The organism is Microcoleus sp. B6-A1 (genome assembly GCF_036705085.1).
GTDB lineage: Bacteria > Cyanobacteriota > Cyanobacteriia > Cyanobacteriales > Microcoleaceae > Microcoleus.
In genome coordinates this window covers 1-21017 of the sequence record NZ_JAUBTU010000116.1, presented here as the reverse complement: position 1 = coordinate 21017, position 21017 = coordinate 1, and the positions used below count along the sequence as shown (strand labels likewise).

12 protein-coding genes and 1 pseudogene are annotated in these 21017 nt (G+C 46.1%); 5 read left to right on the top strand and 8 right to left on the bottom strand.

Going from position 1 to position 21017, the window contains the following annotated elements; translation table 11 throughout:
- The 7 genes and pseudogenes from QUB11_RS27920 to QUB11_RS27890 form a co-directional block, all read right to left on the bottom strand.
- Positions 1–365, bottom strand: a pseudogene (locus tag QUB11_RS27920) (RNA-guided endonuclease TnpB family protein); the annotation flags it as partial.
- Between the two features lie 227 nt (positions 366–592).
- Positions 593–2071: a mechanosensitive ion channel family protein gene (locus tag QUB11_RS27915; RefSeq protein ID WP_333206207.1), complete on the bottom strand. Its 1479-nt coding sequence runs from the start codon at positions 2069–2071 to the stop codon at positions 593–595.
- Entirely contained in the window at positions 2064–4211 is a 2148-nt protein-coding gene (locus QUB11_RS27910; RefSeq protein WP_333206206.1) for an adenylate/guanylate cyclase domain-containing protein, read from the bottom strand. Before QUB11_RS27910 ends, QUB11_RS27915 begins: the two co-directional genes overlap by 8 nt.
- A 302-nt stretch (positions 4212–4513) precedes the next feature.
- On the bottom strand, positions 4514–6433 hold the full coding sequence (locus QUB11_RS27905; protein WP_333206205.1) for a pentapeptide repeat-containing protein: 1920 nt from the start codon (positions 6431–6433) through the stop codon (positions 4514–4516).
- A 129-nt stretch (positions 6434–6562) separates the two neighbouring features.
- Positions 6563–6724: a hypothetical protein gene (locus QUB11_RS27900; protein WP_333257504.1), complete on the bottom strand. Its 162-nt coding sequence runs from the start codon at positions 6722–6724 to the stop codon at positions 6563–6565.
- A 369-nt stretch (positions 6725–7093) separates the two neighbouring features.
- On the bottom strand, positions 7094–9106 hold the full coding sequence (locus tag QUB11_RS27895) for an EF-hand domain-containing protein (protein ID WP_333206203.1): 2013 nt from the start codon (positions 9104–9106) through the stop codon (positions 7094–7096).
- 412 nt (positions 9107–9518) lie between these two features.
- Positions 9519–11582: a histidine phosphatase family protein gene (locus tag QUB11_RS27890; protein WP_333392197.1), complete on the bottom strand. Its 2064-nt coding sequence runs from the start codon at positions 11580–11582 to the stop codon at positions 9519–9521.
- Between the two features lie 706 nt (positions 11583–12288).
- Here QUB11_RS27890 and QUB11_RS27885 point away from each other — a divergent pair.
- From QUB11_RS27885 to QUB11_RS27875, 3 genes are all read left to right on the top strand, one after another.
- Positions 12289–14766 (top strand): ATP-dependent Clp protease ATP-binding subunit, encoded by a 2478-nt coding sequence (locus QUB11_RS27885; RefSeq protein WP_333237844.1) that lies wholly within the window; start codon positions 12289–12291, stop codon positions 14764–14766.
- A 324-nt stretch (positions 14767–15090) separates the two neighbouring features.
- Entirely contained in the window at positions 15091–15687 is a 597-nt protein-coding gene (lepB, locus tag QUB11_RS27880) for a signal peptidase I (RefSeq protein WP_333317723.1), read from the top strand.
- A gap of 285 nt (positions 15688–15972) precedes the next feature.
- A complete protein-coding gene (locus QUB11_RS27875) occupies positions 15973–16296 on the top strand; it encodes a DUF1825 family protein (protein ID WP_006632589.1) in 324 nt (107 codons plus the stop codon).
- 343 nt (positions 16297–16639) lie between these two features.
- Here the strand turns inward: QUB11_RS27875 and QUB11_RS27870 are convergent, their stop codons facing one another.
- Positions 16640–18559 carry a transglycosylase domain-containing protein gene (locus QUB11_RS27870; protein ID WP_333206201.1) on the bottom strand — a complete coding sequence of 640 codons (1920 nt, stop codon included), beginning with the start codon at positions 18557–18559 and terminating at the stop codon, positions 16640–16642.
- A gap of 303 nt (positions 18560–18862) precedes the next feature.
- Between QUB11_RS27870 and tyrS the strand changes: the two genes are divergently transcribed.
- Together tyrS and pyrF are read left to right on the top strand one after the other, a co-directional pair.
- Positions 18863–20095, top strand: a complete 1233-nt coding sequence (gene tyrS, locus QUB11_RS27865) for a tyrosine--tRNA ligase (RefSeq protein ID WP_333206208.1) — start codon at positions 18863–18865, stop codon at positions 20093–20095.
- A 115-nt stretch (positions 20096–20210) separates the two neighbouring features.
- A complete protein-coding gene (pyrF, locus tag QUB11_RS27860) occupies positions 20211–20921 on the top strand; it encodes an orotidine-5'-phosphate decarboxylase (protein ID WP_333206200.1) in 711 nt (236 codons plus the stop codon).
- The last annotated feature ends 96 nt before the right edge of the window (positions 20922–21017 follow it).

Below are 21017 nucleotides of genomic sequence, written 5' to 3'. Positions count from 1 at the left end.
GATTTTCGATCGTCTGCCAAACGCCAGCCTGTAGTCTTGTACTCGACGGATCGATTGTCTTTCTGGAATTGCGGGAATCCTTTTTTTCCTGGGACTTTCCTTTTACAGTTGTCGTAGAATCGGGAGATCGCCGACCACGCTCTTTCTGAGCTAGATTGTCGAGCCATGCTATTCAAGTCATCGCAAAACGTCCATTCCTTAGCTAAAACAGCGCTATACTTGTTCAATTCGTATTTATCGACCTTTTCGTTTTCCCTCCAAAACCGCAATGCTTTGTTTCGGATGAACTGCACCGTTCTAATTGCTTCGTTTACAGCGTCAAATTGCTGCTTTTTACCGTATGCTTTGAACTCGAAAACTAACATGACTTCGACCTGATCACGATAGTCTTATGCTAGCAGCATTGGCTTAACCTTACTCTGATTTTTCACAAAGATTTACATAGCTTTACTCTACAGCGCAATCCTGAAATCTAAGAAAATAGACTGGGAGGCTAAAGCCTCCTTGCCCCTTTCATCCCCGGACTAAAGTCGCGGGGTTTTCAGGATATTATTTATAATTGGTTACTCGATATCAATTTAGTTCAAAATCCTCATATAGAATCAACCTCAGCTCTTGACGAAACATCTGCCTGCCCGGCCATACTTACCGCTTTGCTTCGCGCTTCGATAATTTGACCTATCTCGCGGCCCAAGCTTGGTTGACGTTCAATCATCGTATTTACAGCATCTGAGTAGACGACAAGAACTTGCAAATCGTCAACGGCGACAACCGATACCGGACTCGGTTCCCCACTAAACAGAGCCATCTCGCCAAAAAACTCACCACTCAAGATAGTCATAACCTCCAACTCCATGCCCAACTTGTTCGTGACTGTTACCTTAGCCTGACCCGCAATGATAATGTACAAAGCATTACCAGGCTCGCCCTGCCGGATGACTTTCTCACCCGCACCAAATTTCTGTAAAATAGTTCCCTTAGTTAAGTCATCCAAATTTTTTGCCTCTCTAGCTAAAGGCATAAATCCGGGAATTGAATGCAAGCTTTGGGCTAACTTACTGGAAGCGCTATCTGCCTTATCAGCAGCTTCCACAGCATAGGAGTATCGGTAGCGATATAGCGTCAGGTTGTTTCGCTGCGCTGCGTACCAGATTCGTGTCATAAATCGATCGAGTATCTGCTCCATATCTTCAAAGTTTTCGATAAAAAACTCCACCTCATAGATAATTGCAGTCTCATCATAGGATGTAGTTTTGCTCTCAGGTTCGGGTTCGGCTAATATCCCCTGTGTAGCCAAAGCTGTACTTAGCAGTACCTGCTTCACCAGGTTAGGGGGGCTATCGTAAGAAAAGCCAATATTGATACGTTGGTTGTAAATGCGTTCTGGTTGGCTGTAATTATGAATTATTTCTTTTCCAACAAATTGATGGGGAACGATAATCACCTGCCGCTGGAGATTTAGCAGGCGAACAGAGCGCCAATTGATATCAATTACCTGCCCTTCGATATCTCCAATTCGCAACCAATCACCCACACTGAAGGGGCGTTCTAGAAGCAGCGCAATGCCAGACATGATGCTGCCCAATGTGTCCTGAAGCGCCAAACCGATCACGATCGAACTCACGCCCAATCCCGTAGCAAGACCAGCCAAATCTGCACCCCACACCACCGCCAGTACGATCGCGCTTCCCACAAGCACCAAAAACAACCTAGAAAGGTCGATCAGCAGTTTGGGCATCCGTGCCCGCCATGTATTTGCCTCAGCTTCTTCAAACAAAATTACATTAAACAGCGAAAGAGAAGCGTAGATAACAGATATCCAAAACAGCGTTGCGACGAGCTTTGCAAAATTCCCGTCAACGTCAAGCCTCACGACATTCCTGATTAAAACCATCAGCATTAAGACTGGCAGTACGAGGTTTTTTACAACCTGCAGCGTAGCTGCCAGCGGTCTACCGCGCCTTTCTAGATGATAAATAACCTCTCCTAGTAAAACGACCAGGAGTGGGAACCCTAATCCGACAATTACCGCCCAGGTTTGCCAGTCATTTGAAAAGCTTAAATTACTCATAAACTTCTTCCTCTCGAACACTTACGGTCAGCTTAGAAGTTTTGACTTGCCAAGCCACTAGCTTTTCTTTTCCAGGTTCTTGAATTTCACCAACCAGCTCAAAATCGTAGAGATCGTGGAGCCGCGAGCAGAGGTCTTGAGAAACTAAGATTGTTCCTGGCGGACAAGCCGACTTCAATCTATTGGCAATATTTACACTCTCGCCCCAAACGTCGTATAGTAATTTATTTTTACCAATCACGCCTGCAACCACATCTCCTGAATTGATGCCGATCCGCAGGTCTAGATGTAAGTCTTTTTCATAACTAAATCGACGGACAAACGACAGCATTTCCAAAGCAAAATCTAGCGTGCGTTTGTCATGATCCAGACGCGGCATACCAAGCCCGCATACAGCCATGTAACCGTCACCAATAGTTTTAATCTTCTCTAGACCGTATTTATCTGTCATTTCATCAAAGCCTGTTACCAGTTCATTCAGCAAGCGAACAACCTCTTGAGGCGACATTGATTGAGTCAGTTTGGTGAATTGGTGGAGGTCGGAAAACAAGATCGAGACATTAGAAATTTGCTCGGCAATTTCTCGATCGCCCTGTTTGAGGCGTTTGGCGATTGCCGGACTAAATATACTTAAGACTAATGCTTCATTTTCGCGATTTTCGCGATCGATTAGTTGAGTTTCGGTACGAAGGCTGCCTATCGTTTGGTTAAATGACTTAGCTAAGTCTCCAAATTCATCTTGCGAACCAGATTTGACAACGGCATCAAATTCTCCAGCCCCCACCAGGCGGGCGCTTTTGATTAAAGTATTGATGGGTCTGACAAAGATTGAGGTCAGCCACATGGCAACAAGGGTGATTAGCGCGATGATTAAAGTAGCGCCAATCAAAACTTTTTTTTCAAACGAGTGAATTGAGGCATAGGCTTCAGAAACATCCATCTCCGCCAAGATCACCCACTTCAATCCATTAATCTCTAGTGGAGCATAAGAACTCAAAACTGGAATATTACGATAATCGTCGATCGCCTCCGTGCCCTGTTTCCCAAAAAAAGCTTCCTTCACTGCTTTTGTTTGCACTTCCTGTAGGAGGATTGTAGTATTGAACTCTTTGATTTTCTTGACAGTCTTTTCATCAGTGCCGATCGAGCGTAGAGTTTTTGCATGACCTTCTGGGTCTTCAATCTGGAAACGAGACGCAGAGCGCATTAAATAATCCGACCCAACCAGATAAGTTTCTCCTGAATCGCCCAGACCATTTTTTTTCCAATTTTTGTTGCCAGTCATCACATTGTTAATTTTGTCAACGGGAAGCTGGAACGCCAAAACACCAATGAATTGGGAGTCGTTAAAGATTGGGGTAGCGATAAAAGCCGCAGGCGCACTCCCAGAAGGGCTGTAGGGTTTGAAATCTACTATTTTCACATAGCCCTTTCCATTTGCTTGTCGTGCCGCGGCGATCGCGGATGCTAGGTTACTCTCGTTGTAGGGGCCGTTGGTGAAGTTTGTGGTAAAGTCAGCTTCTTTAAAAACCGTGTAGACAACAGTTCCTTCGGGATCGATCAAAAACATATCGTAGTAACCGTATTTTTCCACTATATTGCGAAAAATAGGGTGGTAGCGGGCGTGAGCGCGGCTGTAAGCGCTGGCGTCGCCTGGATTGTCAAGGAGAAGTTTTTTGCCAACGGGGTTGGGGTTGGCAGCGATATAGTGGTACTGCAAGTAACGGGCAGCAGTTGTTTTTGGCGTGTAGGATGCCAGAACGGGGGAACCCTCGTTAGTTCGCGTTAGTTTAGTTAAAAATTCTGTCCGGTAGAAGGTATCAATTTTTGCGTCAAAATCCGCTGGTACTGTTGATTGTTCAAGTTGGCGGTAGGCTGTCTTGAACTCCTGCATGGCACCGACGACTGTTAGGTCTTCGCTTAAGGTTTGGCTATGGTGGTAAAGGCTTTGAAAATAATCTTGGATTTGATCAGTTTTGGCCGCCCGAAGGCTGGTTAATTGGTTGAAGACTTTTTCGGTCAGAGTAGCTTTCCCACTGCTAGAGCATATATAGGTGGTGGCGACCATAGCGCAAACACTGACTACCAGCAACATAACTATGAGTTTTGTCTTTATACTTAATTGCTTAAATAATTGCATAGGATTTTTCCTTATCTTCTTTCCCTTATTTATTTTATGTTGAATAAATTAAATAGTAATCTCTCACCATTAGAATCGATGGCATTTCAGTAGGGAGCATCTCATATTTGCAAAAACACTTCTTTCTTCTTCCTTCTGACTCTTTTCTCCTGGCTCCTGACTCCTGACTCCTAATTCCTATTTCGAGCTTTGCTGCTTTCATTGAGATGCTCCCTTTCAGTAAGCCAAAGCTTTTCTACTCACGGTGTCGTCACCTTGAGTAGAAAAGCAGACATGAAGGTCAAAAACAAGCTGGGATCAATTTATTTGTTTGTGGCCTCATCTTCCAGAGACTTATACTTTGATCCATCAGGCATAACAGCACCTTCGAGCAAAGCACCACTCAGGTCAGAAATGCTAACTTTAGCACCTTTGAGATTTGCACCAGTTAGGTAGGCACTCTTCAGGTTTGCACCACTCAAACTAGCATCTCTCAAATCTGCACCACTCAGGTTCGCATTACTCAAATCTGCACAAATTAAATTAGCATTACTAAGATTCGCACTACTAAGATTAGCCTGAGTCAAGCGAGCAAAACTCAGTTTTGCATGACTTAAATTTGCACCACTAAGTTTAACCTGACTGATATTAGCATTATCTAAATTGGCATAAGTCAAATTAGCATTACTCAAGTCGCTTTCCATCAAATTGGCTTTACTGAGATTGGCATGAGGAAGATTAATATCTACTAACTCCGCACCAATAGCATCCAAACCTCTAAGAGAAACACCATCCTCATTCAAATCTTGGAGTGCCAGAATTCTGGCATAGCTAACTTTTACGCCGTGTGCTGCATCAACTATACTCCAAGCTTGGTAATGAAATTGCTTTCTGCGATCGGGTGCTTCCTTAATGAATAAAATTAAAGCAACGACAAGACTGAGAGCATCAACACTCTCCAAAATCTCTCCAATCAGAGAATTATCATCCGCCCCCACATAAATTATGATGAACAGAACGGCTGAAACACTAGCCACTAACCAGGCTGGTTGCGTCCAAAAATTATCAATGAATTTTTCTAAAATTCCTTTGAGAACTTCACCCAATCGCTGAACGAATGATTGACCTTGAAATTGCTGATAACTCTCAGTTATTTTCGAGAGCATTTTGTGGATAATTTCACCATCCAACTGAATTGATACTAAAGGCTTTTTCTGTTCCTCGGTTGGCGGCGCGATCGGCTTAGATTCGTTCAGTAATTGTGTCTTTGATTCTTGTGGCTGATGGTGGGTGACATCTTTTTCATCTGGGACAACATTGGGTGTAGAAACAACACCTGCGCCTTTTAACATCAAACCAGTAATTGTTCTGTAGGCATCTGTCCATGCCCGCTTTACTTCGGGAGTCCAATCTTCCTGGAGATACTGCTCAAAAGCCATCAGCAGTGCGTCTCCAACTGGCCCATAATATTTGGGGATTACCCCATAGCCGATGTGTCTGCCTCCCAAGGCATTGAGAACAGGCCCTAAAGCTTCTGGAGAGCGGAGATTTTCTACTACCAATACCAAAGCATTTATGAGCTTTTTCTGTTGCTTTTCTATCTCAATATTGGCAAACAGCGGTTTATATTCGGGGTGAGCGATGAAGAGGTTTTCGTAGAAGCTAGCGGCAAATTCATCAGCACGAGGTGTGATTTTTGCGAAACTGCTTTCCAGTACATCTACGGCTAACTCTGGCTCTTTTTCTGGAACTGATTCTAGTGGGTGATTAGCTGCTATATTTACCTGTTTATCGGGAATAATCTCTGTTTCTAATTGAACTTCTTCAGGTGTAGTTTCTACACCTGCGCCTTTTAACATCAAAGCAGTAATCGCTCCGTAGGCATCGATCCATGCTTGTTTGACTTCAATAGTCCAATCTTCCTGAAGATACTCCTCAAAGGTCATTAGTAGTGCTTCTCCAACTGCCGGGTAAGAATTGGCGATCGCTCCATAACCCACGTGTCTCCCTCCCAGTGCGTTTAGAACTGGCCCTAAAGCCTCTGGAGAACGAAGATTTTCTACTACCAAAACCAGAGAATTTATCAGCTTTTTCTGTTGCTTTTCCATCTCAGTATTGGCAAACAGTGGTTTCACTTCTGGATAAAGTTTAAACAGGTTATCGTAGAAAGTAGTGGCAAATTCATCAGCACGAGGTTTGATTTTCTCGAAACTTTGCTCTAAAAGTTCAACATTTAAAGACATATTTTTGTTTCTCTTTTGAAAGGTGATGCTCCCTTGTCTAAAGACCCGGCTTTTTAACGATCCGGCTCTGATGAATGCTTTTAATAGAGTGTTGGAAGAGAGTTTCTTTGCTGACGCCAGGGCAAAATATTACAAACTCAAATTTTCCAATTCTTGAGACACCATAGCCATAAACTCTCCTGCATCGTTGATGCCCATTTGTCCTAAAGCTTTCCACTCTTCACTGCTGTAATCTAAATCGAGTCCCATCACCTCTTGAGTCCAATAGGGCAAATTAGATGGGTTTTCCATTAGCTCACAGGTGATCCTTAAGATTTCTGTTCCGCTCATCTTTTTTCTAACCTTTGTGGCCAAACAAAAGGAGAACAATTTCGCCAAATTACTTTCTGGTGGGATGGCTATTAGAAATGCCATATTTTGTGCTAGTACAAACTTGTCTAACTTCATTGGATATTTTCCTCGTTTTTCGATATTCAAGTAAGGTTTTTTGGGAGATGACGGAGAGCAAGTTCAGGAATTACGCAAAAGTTCAAAAAAACCGGGTTTTTCGGCTGAGAAATAGCCATCAAGCCGATTTTACTTCAAAGAACCCCGGTTTATGTGTAAGTCCTAAACTTATGACTCTCGCTGAAGATCATAAATCAATTACCAGAAGTTTTGCTAGAAATTTTCTTTCCTATAGCCAAACCCGTATTTATGGCAGAGATTTCTCAATTGTACCGATAGTCCAGGAGGGCCGCAGAAATATACGTCAACTTTATTGGGCGCGTGTTGCTGCGCTATATCTTGAAAAATCTCCTCCCAGTCTGGACGACCCGTTTGTGTACGGCTCTTTAAACCTGTAATCAAATCAACCTGCGTTTGGGAATGCATCAAATCCATTGCCACAAATAGGGTGCTGGATTTCATATCTGACTTTTGCTGGGCACCTGTCAAATACAAATTAATGTCAAATAAGTTGTTAGTGTCTTGGGCTTCGATTCTGGATAAGAGTTCAACAAACCATTCAAATGCTTTTTGCTCTCGGTTGAGCCAGTAAAAATGTACCTTTTGCAAACGCATTCCTGAAGAACCGTGTTGGCTTCGGTACAGCATACTTTTCAGAATAGAGGCAAATGGAGTTACGCCAATACCCGCACCGATGAGAATAGCGTACTTAGATTCAAAGATATGGGTACTTGGTGTCCCATAGGGCCCATCTAAATGGACAAGCACTCCAGGCTCGTATTTAGAGTTACCTGACCGTATCCATTGCTCGTGCTGTTCTCGGAAAAGTTGATATAATTTTCCAGTCCAACTACCCGCAGAGCGTATGTGTACAGATAAGACATCCTGCATTTCGGGGGCGCTACTAATTGTGAATGGATGCCATTCATATTTGGAGAGACTGGGACATTTAACAAACACGTAGTCCCCTGGTTGATAGTGAAAAGATTTCGGACGTGCAATTTCCAAACCTAGAACTTTGGAGGGGAGTAAAGAGGCATTAACTACATAGGCCGGCTCTTTTGTATTCTGGCGGCGAATAACCAGTTCGATCGCGAATCCCACAACAGGTAACAACACCCACTGCCAAAAAACTGGCCCGTGAACTAACGCCAGGGCAAACCACACGACGTACAACATATGAGCTGTATAGAAAAGCGCAAATTTTCCGCCTTTGCGGATAGGAGCTTGCGCTGTCACCCACATAACTGCGAAAACTAGCAGTAATAAAAATCCTGACAAGCCAGCCTTCGTTGCAAAAAGACTTTGTGCAAAGGGAACCGGCAATGTGGTGTAATTGAGAAAGTGCGCGATCGTATGGACGATCGCAAAGGCAAACATGAATTGACCCACGAGCTTGTGAAACTCGATGCCCTCATCTATCGGCAGATAGTTGTTGATCCTCGTTTTGCGAAGCCAAGTCATAAAATGCCGCAGCATGGGAATTAGGATCAATGCCCCGTTGAAGTTGAGCGCTGCGCCACATCCCCGCGCAATTTGAACGTACACATTTGCGCCTAGACTTGCATATCGATCGACAGCCCCAAAGAAAAGAACCAGATTGGCAATAAGATAGAGGGACAAAAAAGCGATCTTGACCCAGTTGTTTTGAATATAATGCTTGATGTACGCCTTTGGCGACCTTTTCTCTTTGGGCGCAACTGCTATGGCGTCGTCGTCTGGCTGGCGAGGTTTTAACCAGCTAACCGGGCTAACTGCCATCGCCTCAAGCAGATCGGGATGCTTTCCGATTAAACCTTTGAACTCTTCAAAAGAAATTTCGCCACTTTTATCGGTATCAGCTTCTAAAAACAAAATGTCAACCAGACCGGTAACTTGTTCCGGCGGAAAGGTTAAATTATTTTCCTTCAAGCTAGCAGCAATTAAGTGAGAAACTTCGTCTTTTTCGATGGAGCCATCCCCGTTTATGTCGTGCAATTGATAAGCAAATTTCAGTTTTTGATCTTCAGTTGCAAAGACAAGTTCCTCTACTGTTCTCAAAAATTCATCGAGGTCTATAACGCCACTTTTATCGTTATCAAACATCGCAAACATTCGCTCGGCAAAATATTCATCTTTCAGCCCCATAGCTTTCTTAAACTCTGAGCGATCGATTTGTTGGTCTTTTCCACCAATCTTGGTAAAGACTTGTCGCAATTCCTCTAAAATTTTTCTCGGAGTATCCATCGTGAGATTAACCTCGGTTTTTTTTCTTTTCCAATTTTTCGCCAGTTATGGAGCCAGCTAAAACTATCATTCTTGCCTTCCTGCATACAGCAGTCGGACAAATAAGCATGACATCATTTTTCAAATGTGAATATGATGTCATGCTTAAGCTGTGGAGCATTTAAACCACTAAGGATCGTCAATGAAATAATTTCCCTTTTTTCTTGTGGGATGGGCGTCCCGCCCGCCCAGAAAGGACGGGCGGGACGCCCATCCCACAACAGTCATGAAAAGTGGATTTTATTTAATTCTCATCCCTAACGAGGCCAGTAGGGTGCGTCAGCTCTATCGCTTCCACCGGCAAGGGAAACGCTGCGGCCCGTGGCACCATACAATACTATTTTAAATGCTCCACAGCTTATTGATCCAAAGTTTAGATTTGAGCAACGTTAAGGTTAGCAACCAACCCATACGTTGATATGTACTCTTCTAACTCTGCTAAATCAACACTGCCATTTTTATCGGAGTCAAGAGTATTAAAAAGATAATCAGTGATGTAGCTTCTGACTTCTTCAGAGCTACGTTCGCCTGTTGTCATATCTTCGATTAGCCCTAACAACTCCATAATCTCAGTTCGTTCTAGTGCCTTACTTCCATCCGTATCCAATTGCAGGAAAAGCTTTTTGATATCTGCTGTTGCCACTCTCGAAGAACGCAGTGTTTCTCTCAGTATGTCATTGCCAAATGAATTCATGAACAATATCTGTTCGATGAGTGGTATGCAGAAGAACCCCAGCGCTGCCCAAAAAATTGCATATCTTACGGCTTCTGGATTTGCAGTTGTACTAACTCCGATGAAAAGAGCCGCCCAAAGGAAAAAGTTGGGATTCACAAGCAGGATATAAGCATCACGAGCTTCTGCCTTGCTAAGCTTGCCCTTGGTAAATGCTGAGGTTAATACAGCCAAAACCCGCATTGAGACAAAGACCAAAGTTGCCAATGCTAGTTGTTGCAGACAAGCGAGCGAGCGATTCGGATCGGTTGAAGAAAATAGATCCGAAATGAAGGTTGATGGAGTAAACTGAAAGCCTGTTGCCAAGGCCATGAATGCGACAGCAAGCACTCCGATGAATTTCCAGTTTTTACTGTGGTGGTTTGATTCAACAGGGGATTTGTCGCGCCAAAACTGGGCGATCGCACCCGGTATTGCCAGACCTAAAATTAGAATAATGCCGAAAAAGATCAGGCTGTCAACGTTAATGGGTAAATTGGCAACCTTCAATGTAGCCAGAAGCGCCAGTGGAGCAACGATTGATAGCGTTCTTGACAAGAGAGCCGACGGATAAAGATTACCGCCCCAAAGCACGGATAAAACTGGGGAAGTAAGGGCTGGCGGAACCATCCAAAATAGAACCCACAACACTTTGTACAGATCCGCTTCAGTCTGATACAAAAATCCAGAAAATATTAAAAATAACCCAACGGCCCATCGCACTGCCATCCACCCGTAAACGAGATACTTCACAGTTGAAGTTACTTTGCGTTTACTCGCTGCAAAGTCAATGTCTAAGTAGGTATAAAACGTTGAGGCGGCAAGACACGCAACGATTATTGCTCGAAATAGGACTGACGGAATCCCTGCTTCTGAGGTGCTGATTGCCCTTGCCAAGCTTCCCAGCAAGAAGGCGGTGGCATAGATCAAAATCGCCCACATAATTGAAAGATCGTTGATCTCTTTACGCAGGGAAGCAGCACCGCCGGATTCCTTGTCGCGAAACTTGACGAGATCCACACCGCTGAGAGCTTTACCGTTGGGGAGTTTCAGGTGTTTATAAGCAGTCGGCGGCAGACCGCTTAAATAAAGTGCTAGAGGCTCCAATACATATTGGTGGCACACTACTAGAACTGTTTCACCGCGTTCCAAGTGCGGTACTATTTTGTCTTCGTAGAAACGGGCAGCGCGAGAGTAAACTTGGGCAATCTTTTCGCCAGCCGGGGGTGCTTCGTTGTGCGAGTGCAACATTTCCTCAAACCCTTCGTAGCCCAGTGCTAGACGCAGCAAATTTAGGTTGCGACCCGCAAAAATGCCAAAGGATTTTTCGCTAATTCTATGGTCGATCTCAACGGGGGTATTTGGCGACTTTACTGCTTGACTTTCAGCAAGGGCGATTTCACAGGTTTGCCGTGCGCGTCTCATGTGGGAGACATATACTGCGTCAAACTTTGTACCTTTTTTCTTGAGGTCAACACCTGCACGGCGTGCCTGCAATCGGCCAAAGGATGTGAGGTCAACATCCAGAACTCCCGCAAAAATGTTGCGTTCGTTACTGGTACTTTCACCGTGCCGAATAAAGTAGACACGTCCTAGCTGTTCTGCATTGAATTCTTTTGGTGAAGTTGCAGAAGTTGTTGTAGCTGCATCCTGGAATTTACTTGTAACTTCGATCGATCCATTGTCGGTACTTTCTACCTGGTCATCTAAGTTTTTAGTGTTCATTATTTACTTTCACTACGCCTTAAACAGGGTTTAGATTCTTTTCCACGATTGAATTTTCAAACTTTTAAGTCAGACGAGTTAACGACCAAAGCACTCTGCTACGAAAGCAATGTCTTGAACCATGCTGAGTATAGTCTGAGGCAAACTCATCGGAGTGTAGCAACGCTCACTAATTGCTCAGGAGCGATCGCACAATAGACAACATGAAGACTACCCAAATCTTCAAAGGATCTCAAACAAAATTTTAGAGAAAAAAGCCCAGCTCGCTCTTTCCCTCGCAAACCAAAAGATTCTTGAGATGCACAGCAGCTTAAGAGGGAGTTTAGGGGATCGATCGCCCATCTAACTAATAAGTTTTGTGCAAAACCCGGCCTGTACTTCGAGAATTATCACTTTTGCACCTCCATGACAGCAAAAAAGATTATGCTAGAATCCATCAATACGCAGTCGTAGGTTGGGCACGGGCCGAGAAGAGCAATCTTCTTGCAGTCTAGGGGAGGTTGTAGGTCAGCCACCATTTGGGTCTTCCCAGTTGAAAGCCACCCTGCAACATGAGCCTGGAATCTGCAACCGCAGCCGAGTGCGGCAGATAGGTTGGGAGTGTCGCGCTAGAATAAGCAGTACGAGTTAACACTCGAACACAAACGCTCGTTGTGCGAGCGTGACCTCGAAACGGGCACATAGCAGCAGGTGATGGGAATAAATCATGTTTGAACGCTTCACAGAAAAAGCAATAAAAGTAATCATGTTGGCCCAGGAAGAAGCTCGCCGCCTGGGTCACAACTTCGTAGGGACAGAACAGATCCTCCTGGGTCTGATCGGAGAAGGAACCGGGGTTGCAGCTAAAGTCCTCAAATCAATGGGGGTCAACCTCAAAGATGCTCGGATTGAAGTGGAAAAAATTATCGGCCGCGGCTCTGGTTTCGTAGCAGTCGAAATTCCGTTCACTCCCCGCGCCAAGCGGGTTCTAGAACTATCCCTAGAAGAAGCTCGCCAACTCGGACACAACTATATAGGTACTGAACACCTGCTGCTGGGCCTGATCCGCGAAGGTGAAGGAGTAGCGGCCAGAGTCTTAGAAAACCTGGGAGTAGACTTGTCGAAAGTCCGTACCCAAGTGATTCGGATGCTGGGAGAAACCGCAGAAGTCGCAGCCACTGGTGGCGGTGCCCGCACCAAAACCCCAACCCTCGATGAATTCGGCGCCAACCTGACTCAAATGGCGGTCGATGGCAAACTAGACCCAGTAGTCGGACGCCAAAAAGAAATCGAACGGGTAATTCAAATCCTCGGTCGCCGTACTAAAAATAACCCGGTGCTCATCGGGGAACCCGGAGTCGGCAAAACCGCGATCGCCGAAGGTCTGGCCCAGCGCATCGCTAACAACGATATCCCAGACATTCTCGAAGACAAGCGCGTCGTCACCCTCGACATCGGTTTGCTCGTCGCCGGGACGAAATACCGGGGCGAATTTGAAGAACGCCTCAAAAAAATCATGGACGAAATCCGCACGGCGGGTAACGTGATTTTGGTGATTGACGAAGTGCACACTTTGATCGGTGCAGGTGCTGCTGAAGGGGCGATCGACGCTGCGAACATTCTCAAGCCGGCTTTGGCAAGAGGCGAACTCCAGTGTATCGGCGCTACAACTTTAGACGAGTACCGCAAACACATCGAACGCGACGCAGCCCTAGAACGGCGCTTCCAGCCCGTGATGGTCGGCGAACCGACTGTTGACGAGACGATCGAGATTCTCTTCGGCTTGCGGGAACGCTACGAACAGCACCACAAGCTGAAAATCTTGGATACAGCCCTCGAAGCTGCAGCCAAACTCTCACATCGATACATCTCCGATCGCTTCCTACCAGACAAAGCAATTGACTTGGTAGACGAAGCAGGTTCGAGAGTCCGCCTGATCAACTCCCAACTGCCCCCCGCAGCCAAAGAACTTGACAAGGAACTCCGCCAAGTCCTCAAAGATAAAGACGAAGCGGTGCGTTCTCAAGACTTTGACAAAGCCGGCGAATTGCGCGATCGAGAAATGACCATCAAAGCCGAAATTCGCGCTATTTCCCAAGCCAAAAAAACCGACTCGGCCCGCACCGGCGAAACCGACCCATCGCCAGTTGTCACCGAAGAAGATATCGCTCAAATCGTGGCAAGCTGGACGGGAGTCCCGGTCAACAAACTGACCGAATCCGAATCCGAAAAGCTGCTGCACATGGAAGATACCTTGCACCAGCGCTTGATCGGCCAGGAAGAAGCAGTGAAAGCCGTTTCCCGGGCCATCCGTCGCGCTCGCGTTGGCTTGAAAAATCCCAATCGCCCGATCGCCAGTTTCATCTTCTCCGGGCCCACAGGCGTCGGGAAAACCGAACTCACCAAAGCCCTAGCCGGCTACTTCTTCGGTTCCGAAGATGCGATGATTCGGCTGGATATGTCGGAGTACATGGAACGGCACACCGTCTCCAAACTCATCGGTTCTCCTCCCGGCTACGTCGGCTACAACGAAGGCGGCCAACTCACAGAAGCAGTCCGCCGCCGTCCTTACACCGTGGTGCTGTTCGACGAAATCGAAAAAGCCCACCCCGATGTCTTCAATATGCTGTTGCAAATATTGGAAGACGGCCGCTTAACAGATGCCAAAGGTCGCACCGTGGACTTCAAAAACACGCTGCTGATTATGACCTCAAACATCGGTTCTAAGGTGATTGAAAAAGGCGGCGGCGGCCTCGGCTTCGAGTTCAGCGACAACCAAGCCGATGCTAATTACAACCGCATTCGTTCTTTGGTTAACGAAGAACTCAAAAACTACTTCCGCCCCGAATTCCTCAACCGACTCGACGAAATTATCGTCTTCCGCCAGTTGAACAAGGAAGAAGTCAAGGAAATCGCGGTCATCATGCTCAAAGAAGTGTTCGGTCGTTTGACAGAACAGGGAATCACCCTGGAAGTGACCGAAAAATTCAAAGAACGGCTGGTAGAAGAAGGCTACAACCCCAGCTACGGAGCCCGACCCCTGCGCCGCGCCATCATGCGCTTGCTGGAAGACAGCTTGGCTGAGGAAATCCTTTCTGGCCGCATCAAAGACGGCGACACCGCTGTTGTGGATGTGGGCGAGGACGGAATTGTTAAGGTGCTGCAAGGTCAAAAGCGGGAATTGCTGCCCCAAGGTGTTGAGTAAGTTTGAGTAAGTGCGATCGCGAGTTAAGTTGGGAAATAACCAATCTCGCGATCGCAAACAACTCAAAATCCTCACATAAAAAAGGTAGAGAATTTAAATTCTCTGCCTTTTTCATGAGTTAATATCAACAGAATGTATCCGGACTTTTCTAAGTATCTTCGTCTTAAAAAATATGAGACCGATCGACTCTGTTTCTGTAGGACGGCGCCCCCGTGTTCGCCATTCCGGGTTTCTGAATACCCCAACAAAGTTTTACGTTTAATTAGAGCGAGCTACTTCAAGGGCAATTAGATAATTAGCAAGAACTATATAGTGGAGAAATAAATGACATCTGAAAAAAAGAATTTGGGTACAGAAGTAGCAGAAAATCCGCCTGCTGAAAGCTGGTGGCAGAAAGCGTGGAAGTCACAGCGAGAAAATCTTCAGATAGTGATTATTGCTTTGAGTTTAGCAATAGTGATTCGAGCCTTGGTCGCCGAACCGCGCTACATACCCTCAGATTCTATGGTACCAACTTTGCACGTGGGCGATCGGGTCGTAGTCGAAAAAATCTCCTACTACCTCGAACCTCCCAAAACTGGCGACATCGTAGTATTTGCCCCGCCCGAAAAGTTGCAAGAACAAGGCTTTACTCAAGACCAAGCATTCATCAAGCGGGTAATTGGCTTACCGGGTCAAACCGTCGCTGTTAAAAAAGGTTTAGTTTATCTCAACGACAAACCCCTCGTCGAAAAATATATTGCCGAACCTCCTAAATACCAGTGGGGGCCTTATCGCGTCCCAGAAAATGAATACTTTGTGATGGGAGACAACCGCAACAACAGCAACGACTCCAGCAGGTGGGGATTTTTACCTAAGCAGAATATCATCGGCCGTGCTGTAGTGCGGTTTTGGCCTCTAGAACGCATCGGGGAAGTTTGAAGAAGTCATTAGTCATCAGTTATCAGTCATTAGTTATTGGTTATTGGTTGGTTGTTAGTTTGAATAACCAATAACCAACGCTTTTCGGGCCCGATGCCCTGTTTGGCCGATGCCCTGTTTGGCCGATGCCCTGTTTGGCCATGCCTCTCCTGTACGGAAATTTCTACTTATTCTTGTACCTTGAGGGGTAGGGACTTCCTCCGGCAACTGATAAAATGGTACAAAAAGCAGCGGGTTTTCTCGCCTCGATCAAAATTAGTTGAATATTAAAAAATTAGGAAAGCTATGGGATTTTTTGATTCAGAAATTGTTCAGCAAGAAGCCAAGCTGTTGTTTGAAGACTATCAATCTCTCATCAAACTAGGTGGCAATTACGGCAAATTCGATCGCGAAGGCAAGAAAATGTTCATCGCTCAGATGGAATCGATGATGGAGCGGTACCGTATTTTTATGAAGCGCTTTGAGCTGTCTGAGGACTTCATGGCTCAGATGACTGTAGAGCAGTTAAAAACACAGCTCAATCAATTTGGCATCACGCCCCAGCAGATGTTTGAGCAAATGAACTCAACGCTGGAGCGGATGAAATCTGAGCTGGAAAAACAATCTTAAGATCGGAGAAAGAAGGAAGGCACAACACGGATTTTGACACGGATACACGGATTAATTATCGAGTGTGAGCCAGAAGCCAGAAGTCAATCGATTTTAGATTTTAGATTTTAGATTTTAGATTGAAGCATTGACCCCACGCATAAATACGTTCGGCAAGTTTCATCTGATACAGGTTTTTTATTTCTCCACGGATGAATCACGTGGCGGGTATCCTGGATTCTTTCGGTCAGAGGAGAAATAATGGGTAATTGTCAACTGCCAAGTGTCAATTGTCAACTGTCAAACACCAACTGCCAACTGCCAACTGCCAACAGTCAACTGACAACTGACAACTGACTGATAATTAAGGGCGCTCAAAAGATGAAGCAGGTTTGAAACTTTCTGCGGGAACTCCCTGCAAAGCTTGGCTCATAAAATCACGCCAAACAGGGGCGACAATCCCACCACCAGTAGCACCATAGCTCATCGGTCTATAATTGTCATTGCCCATCCAAACAGCCACCGACAACTGCGGCACGTAACCCACAAACCAGATATCCCGTTCTGAAGAAGTTGTACCAGTTTTCCCAGCAGCCGGCCGCCCAAGTTGAGCCGCCCTTGCCGTTCCGCTGGTAATTACTCCTTGCAGGGCGCTGTTGACAGAGGCCGCCGCCCAGGAATTGAGAACTAATTTGGGTTTGGGCGTATTGTCGAGCAAGACGTTGCCGCTGCTGTCAGTGACTTGCACGATAAACGTGGTGTCAGAATGCCAGCCGTTGTTGGCGAAGGTAGCAAAAGCTCCGGCCATTTCTAAAGGAGTGAGGTCAACCGCACCCAAGGGCAAAGAAATCACCGGTTCCATCGGACTTCGGATGCCGAGCACGCGGCAAATCTCAATTACTTTATTCAATCCGACTTCTTGGCCAAGCTTGACGGCGGGAATGTTCAGAGATACTTCCAAAGCTCTGCGGATGCTGACTGCACCGGAGAAGCCGCCACCGTAGTTTTGAGGGTAGTAGTAGCCGTCGCCGTCGCGGTAGCCGACAGGGGAGTCGTAGACAACTGAATCGGGGCTGTATTTCCCGCTAGCAAAGGCAGCGTAGTAGATAAAAGGTTTAAAAGAAGATCCGGGCTGGCGGCGTGCTTGAATGGCGCGGTTGAACTGACTCTTTTCGTAATCGACGCCGCCAACCATTGCTTTGACGAAGTGGGTGCGGGGATCGACGGCGGCTAGGGCAATTTGACCTTCATCGCGATCGTAAAACAGCCCTTGGTAGTAAAGCCGATTGTGCCACGCTTTGACTGTTTCTTCGGCTATGCGCTGCATTTTGAGGTCGATCGTGGTTTGAACGCGCATTCCTCCCTTAACCACGGCATCTCGCCCAAAACGCCTTGTCAGTTCCTGGACTACGGCTTGTGTTACGTAAGGAACTTGAGATCCGCCAAAAGAGGTAATTTTGCCTAGCTTAATTTTTTCCTGGCGGGCAGCAGTTTCTTGGGCCGGCGTAATCCATTTAAGATCCTTCATGCGGCCTAAAACGAGGGCTTGCCGCTCTTTTGCCAACTTGTAATTGACGAAAGGACTGTATTCTTCGGGGGCAGAAATTAAGCCGGCCAGCATCGCTGCTTCTGAAAGAGTCAAATTACTTGCTGATTTGTTGAAATAGCTTCGAGAGGCTGTCTCTACGCCATACAAGTTGTGACCTAAGTAGATTTGATTCAGGTATAGTTGCAGAATTTGGTCTTTGTTGAGAATTTGCTCCAAGCGGATAGACATTACCGCTTCCGCTACCTTGCGACTAAATTTTGACTGGGGAGATAGAAACAAGTTTTTGACTAGCTGCATAGTCATAGTCGAGCCGCCTTCAACGGTTCGACCTTTTTCTAGGTTGACTATGAGAGCTCGGGCTATCCCGCCGGGGTTGATGCCTTTGTGGGTGAAGAAGTTGCTATCTTCGATCGCCAGAACAGCTCGTTTCAGGTTCGGGGAGATTTGGTCAAGGGGTACGACATCCCGGTTGGCTTCGTCGTGGATACTGGCTAGCGGCTTGCCGTTGATGTCGTAAATGTGGGTAGTTTCTGTAGGAGAGTAGGTTTGCAAGATCCGAACATCTGGCAAATTGCGGAAGCTGATCGCTAAGCCAACCAGTCCGCCAGCGACTACGGAACTGGCAAGCATTGTCATGCTGAGTATGGTTCCGGCGGTCACTTTACTGACTGACTGAACAAACTCGAATACGGGGGCTGAGTTTTCCGTGTTATTGCGGACTGCGTTGGTTGACACGTGGATTTCACTTCCTCACTCGATTTGGGGTTTAAGACTTTTAATTTTAGATGCGAACCCTAGAGACTGTCAGTCGATTTTAGATTTTAGATTTTAGATTTATTCCACAGATGAATCTGGGAGTTTGAACAAGAGTCTAAAATTTGGGGATCTCCACGACTGTTGTCGGGGGCTGGTATCCGTTTTTGGGCGGGGTCAGCTAATGAAAGCCGGTCAGCTTTGGGATTATAGTAGCTTGATAGTTATGTTTTTATGCGTCAACCAGTGAGTGTAACTAATTCTGCTGCACTTTGGCAAAATAATATGATGGACGATCGCTCCCCGATGATAACTCCTAACCTTTCAGCGCTTTACCGCGGCGTCAGCGAGATTTTTCCAGATCGACCTGATTCTAGCAACCCTGACGAAAATTTAGCCCAACTGCTGGCAAAAGTCGATCGACCTTTGCGCGTCAAACTGGGAATCGACGCCACAGGGGCGGACATTCACTTGGGACACAGCATTTGCTTCCGCAAGCTGCGAGCTTTTCAGGATGCAGGCCACACGGCGGTACTGGTCATCGGAGATTTTACCGCAAGAATTGGCGATCCGACAGGAAAGTCCGAGATGCGAAGCCAGTTGACGGCCGAACAAGTGGCGGAAAATGCCAAGACTTATTTAGACCAAGTGCGTCCGATTCTAGATTTTGACACGCCCGGACGTTTGGAAATTCGCTATAACTCCGAGTGGTTGTCAAAATTGGACATGGCGAAGATTTTGGAACTGCTAGGCACGATGACGGTGCAGCAGATGCTCGCTAAAGAGGGATTTGATAACAGGATGCAGCAGGAAAATGCGATTTTCCTGCATGAGTTTCTGTATCCACTAATGCAGGGTTACGATTCGGTGGCTTTGGAAGCTGATGTTGAGTTGGGGGGAAGTGACCAAAAGTTTAATATTGCGGTGGGGAGAGATTTGCAGCGCCATTTTGGGATGAAGCCGCAGTTTGGTTTGCTGATGCCGATTTTGATCGGGACTGACGGCGTGCAGAAGATGTCGAAATCTTTGGGCAATTATGTGGCTTTGTCGGAAGACCCGCTGACGATGTATTCTAAGTTGGAGAAAATTGCTGATAGTTCGATCGCCCAATATTTTGAACTATTGACAGATTTGCCACTTGATGAATTGCCAGAAAATCCGCGAGAAAAACAGAAACTTTTGGCTGTGGATGTGGTGCGCCAGTATCGGGGGCAGGAAGCGGCGGATCGCGCACAACAAGATGCAATGGCGCTGGTTAAAGGTGCTGCGGGACAAGCTGATGCTGTGGCGGAGTTTTCTTTGGCAAGTGTGCAATTTCCGGCTAAGTTGTTTTATATTCTGAGTGCTAGCGGGCTTTGTAAAAGTAGCGGTGATGCGCGGAAGTTGATGCAGGGCGGCGGGGTGAAGTTGGAGGGCGATAAAGTTTCTGATGTTAACCTCACCTTTGAATCACCTGCTGAATTGGAAGGTAAGGTTTTGCAAGTCGGGAAAAATAAGTTTGTTCGATTGGTGTCTTGAATAGACATCTCCAATAATTATTGTGGAACAGGCATCTTGCCTGTTCAAAACAGGCTTTTCTGGAGATGACTAATCTATTTTTTTAACCGCAGATGAATACTGAAGATGAACGCTGATGAACGCTGATAATCGAATTATTGTTGCTTTGGATGTTTCGAGTCAAGAAGAGGCGATCGCACTTCTGGACAAACTGCCGCAAGTATCTTTCTGGAAAGTGGGTTTGGAACTGTTTGTGAGTTCCGGGCCGGGGATTTTGGAAATTTTAAAACAGCGGGAAAAGCGGATTTTTCTCGATTTGAAGTTTCACGATATCCCGAATACTGTGGCTGGTGCTTGTCGGGCTGCTGCTAAGTATAATGTGGATTTATTGACGATCCATTCTACTTGTGGTAAAGATGCTTTGAAAGCGGCACAGTTGGCTTTGACTGAAGGGGCGGCGGCTGTGGATAAACCGAGTCCTAAGTTGATTGCTATTACTCTGTTAACGAGTTTGAATTCGCGACAGTTGGCTTTTGAGTTGAAAATACCTTTGGAGTTGCCGGAATTTGCTTTACACATGGCATTGTTGGCTAAGGAAACGGGTTTAGCTGGTGCTGTTTGTTCTCCGCAAGAGGTGGAACAGTTAAGAATGAGTTGCGGGGATGATTTTCTGTTAGTTTGTCCCGGTGTGCGTCCGAAATGGGCTGAGGGAGGAGATCAAAAACGATCGATGACTCCAAAGGCGGCTTTGAAAGCTGGTGCGGATTATCTGGTGATTGGGCGGCCAATTACTGCTTCGGATGATCCGGTGGCGGCTTTTGCGCGTATTTGTGAAGAGTTGGAGTAACAATATGAATGTTGTTTTTAACTCACATCTTGCACCATTCTCAAGAACAGGCAAGATGCCTGTTCCACAAGAAAATTCACTCTTTGTGGAACAGGC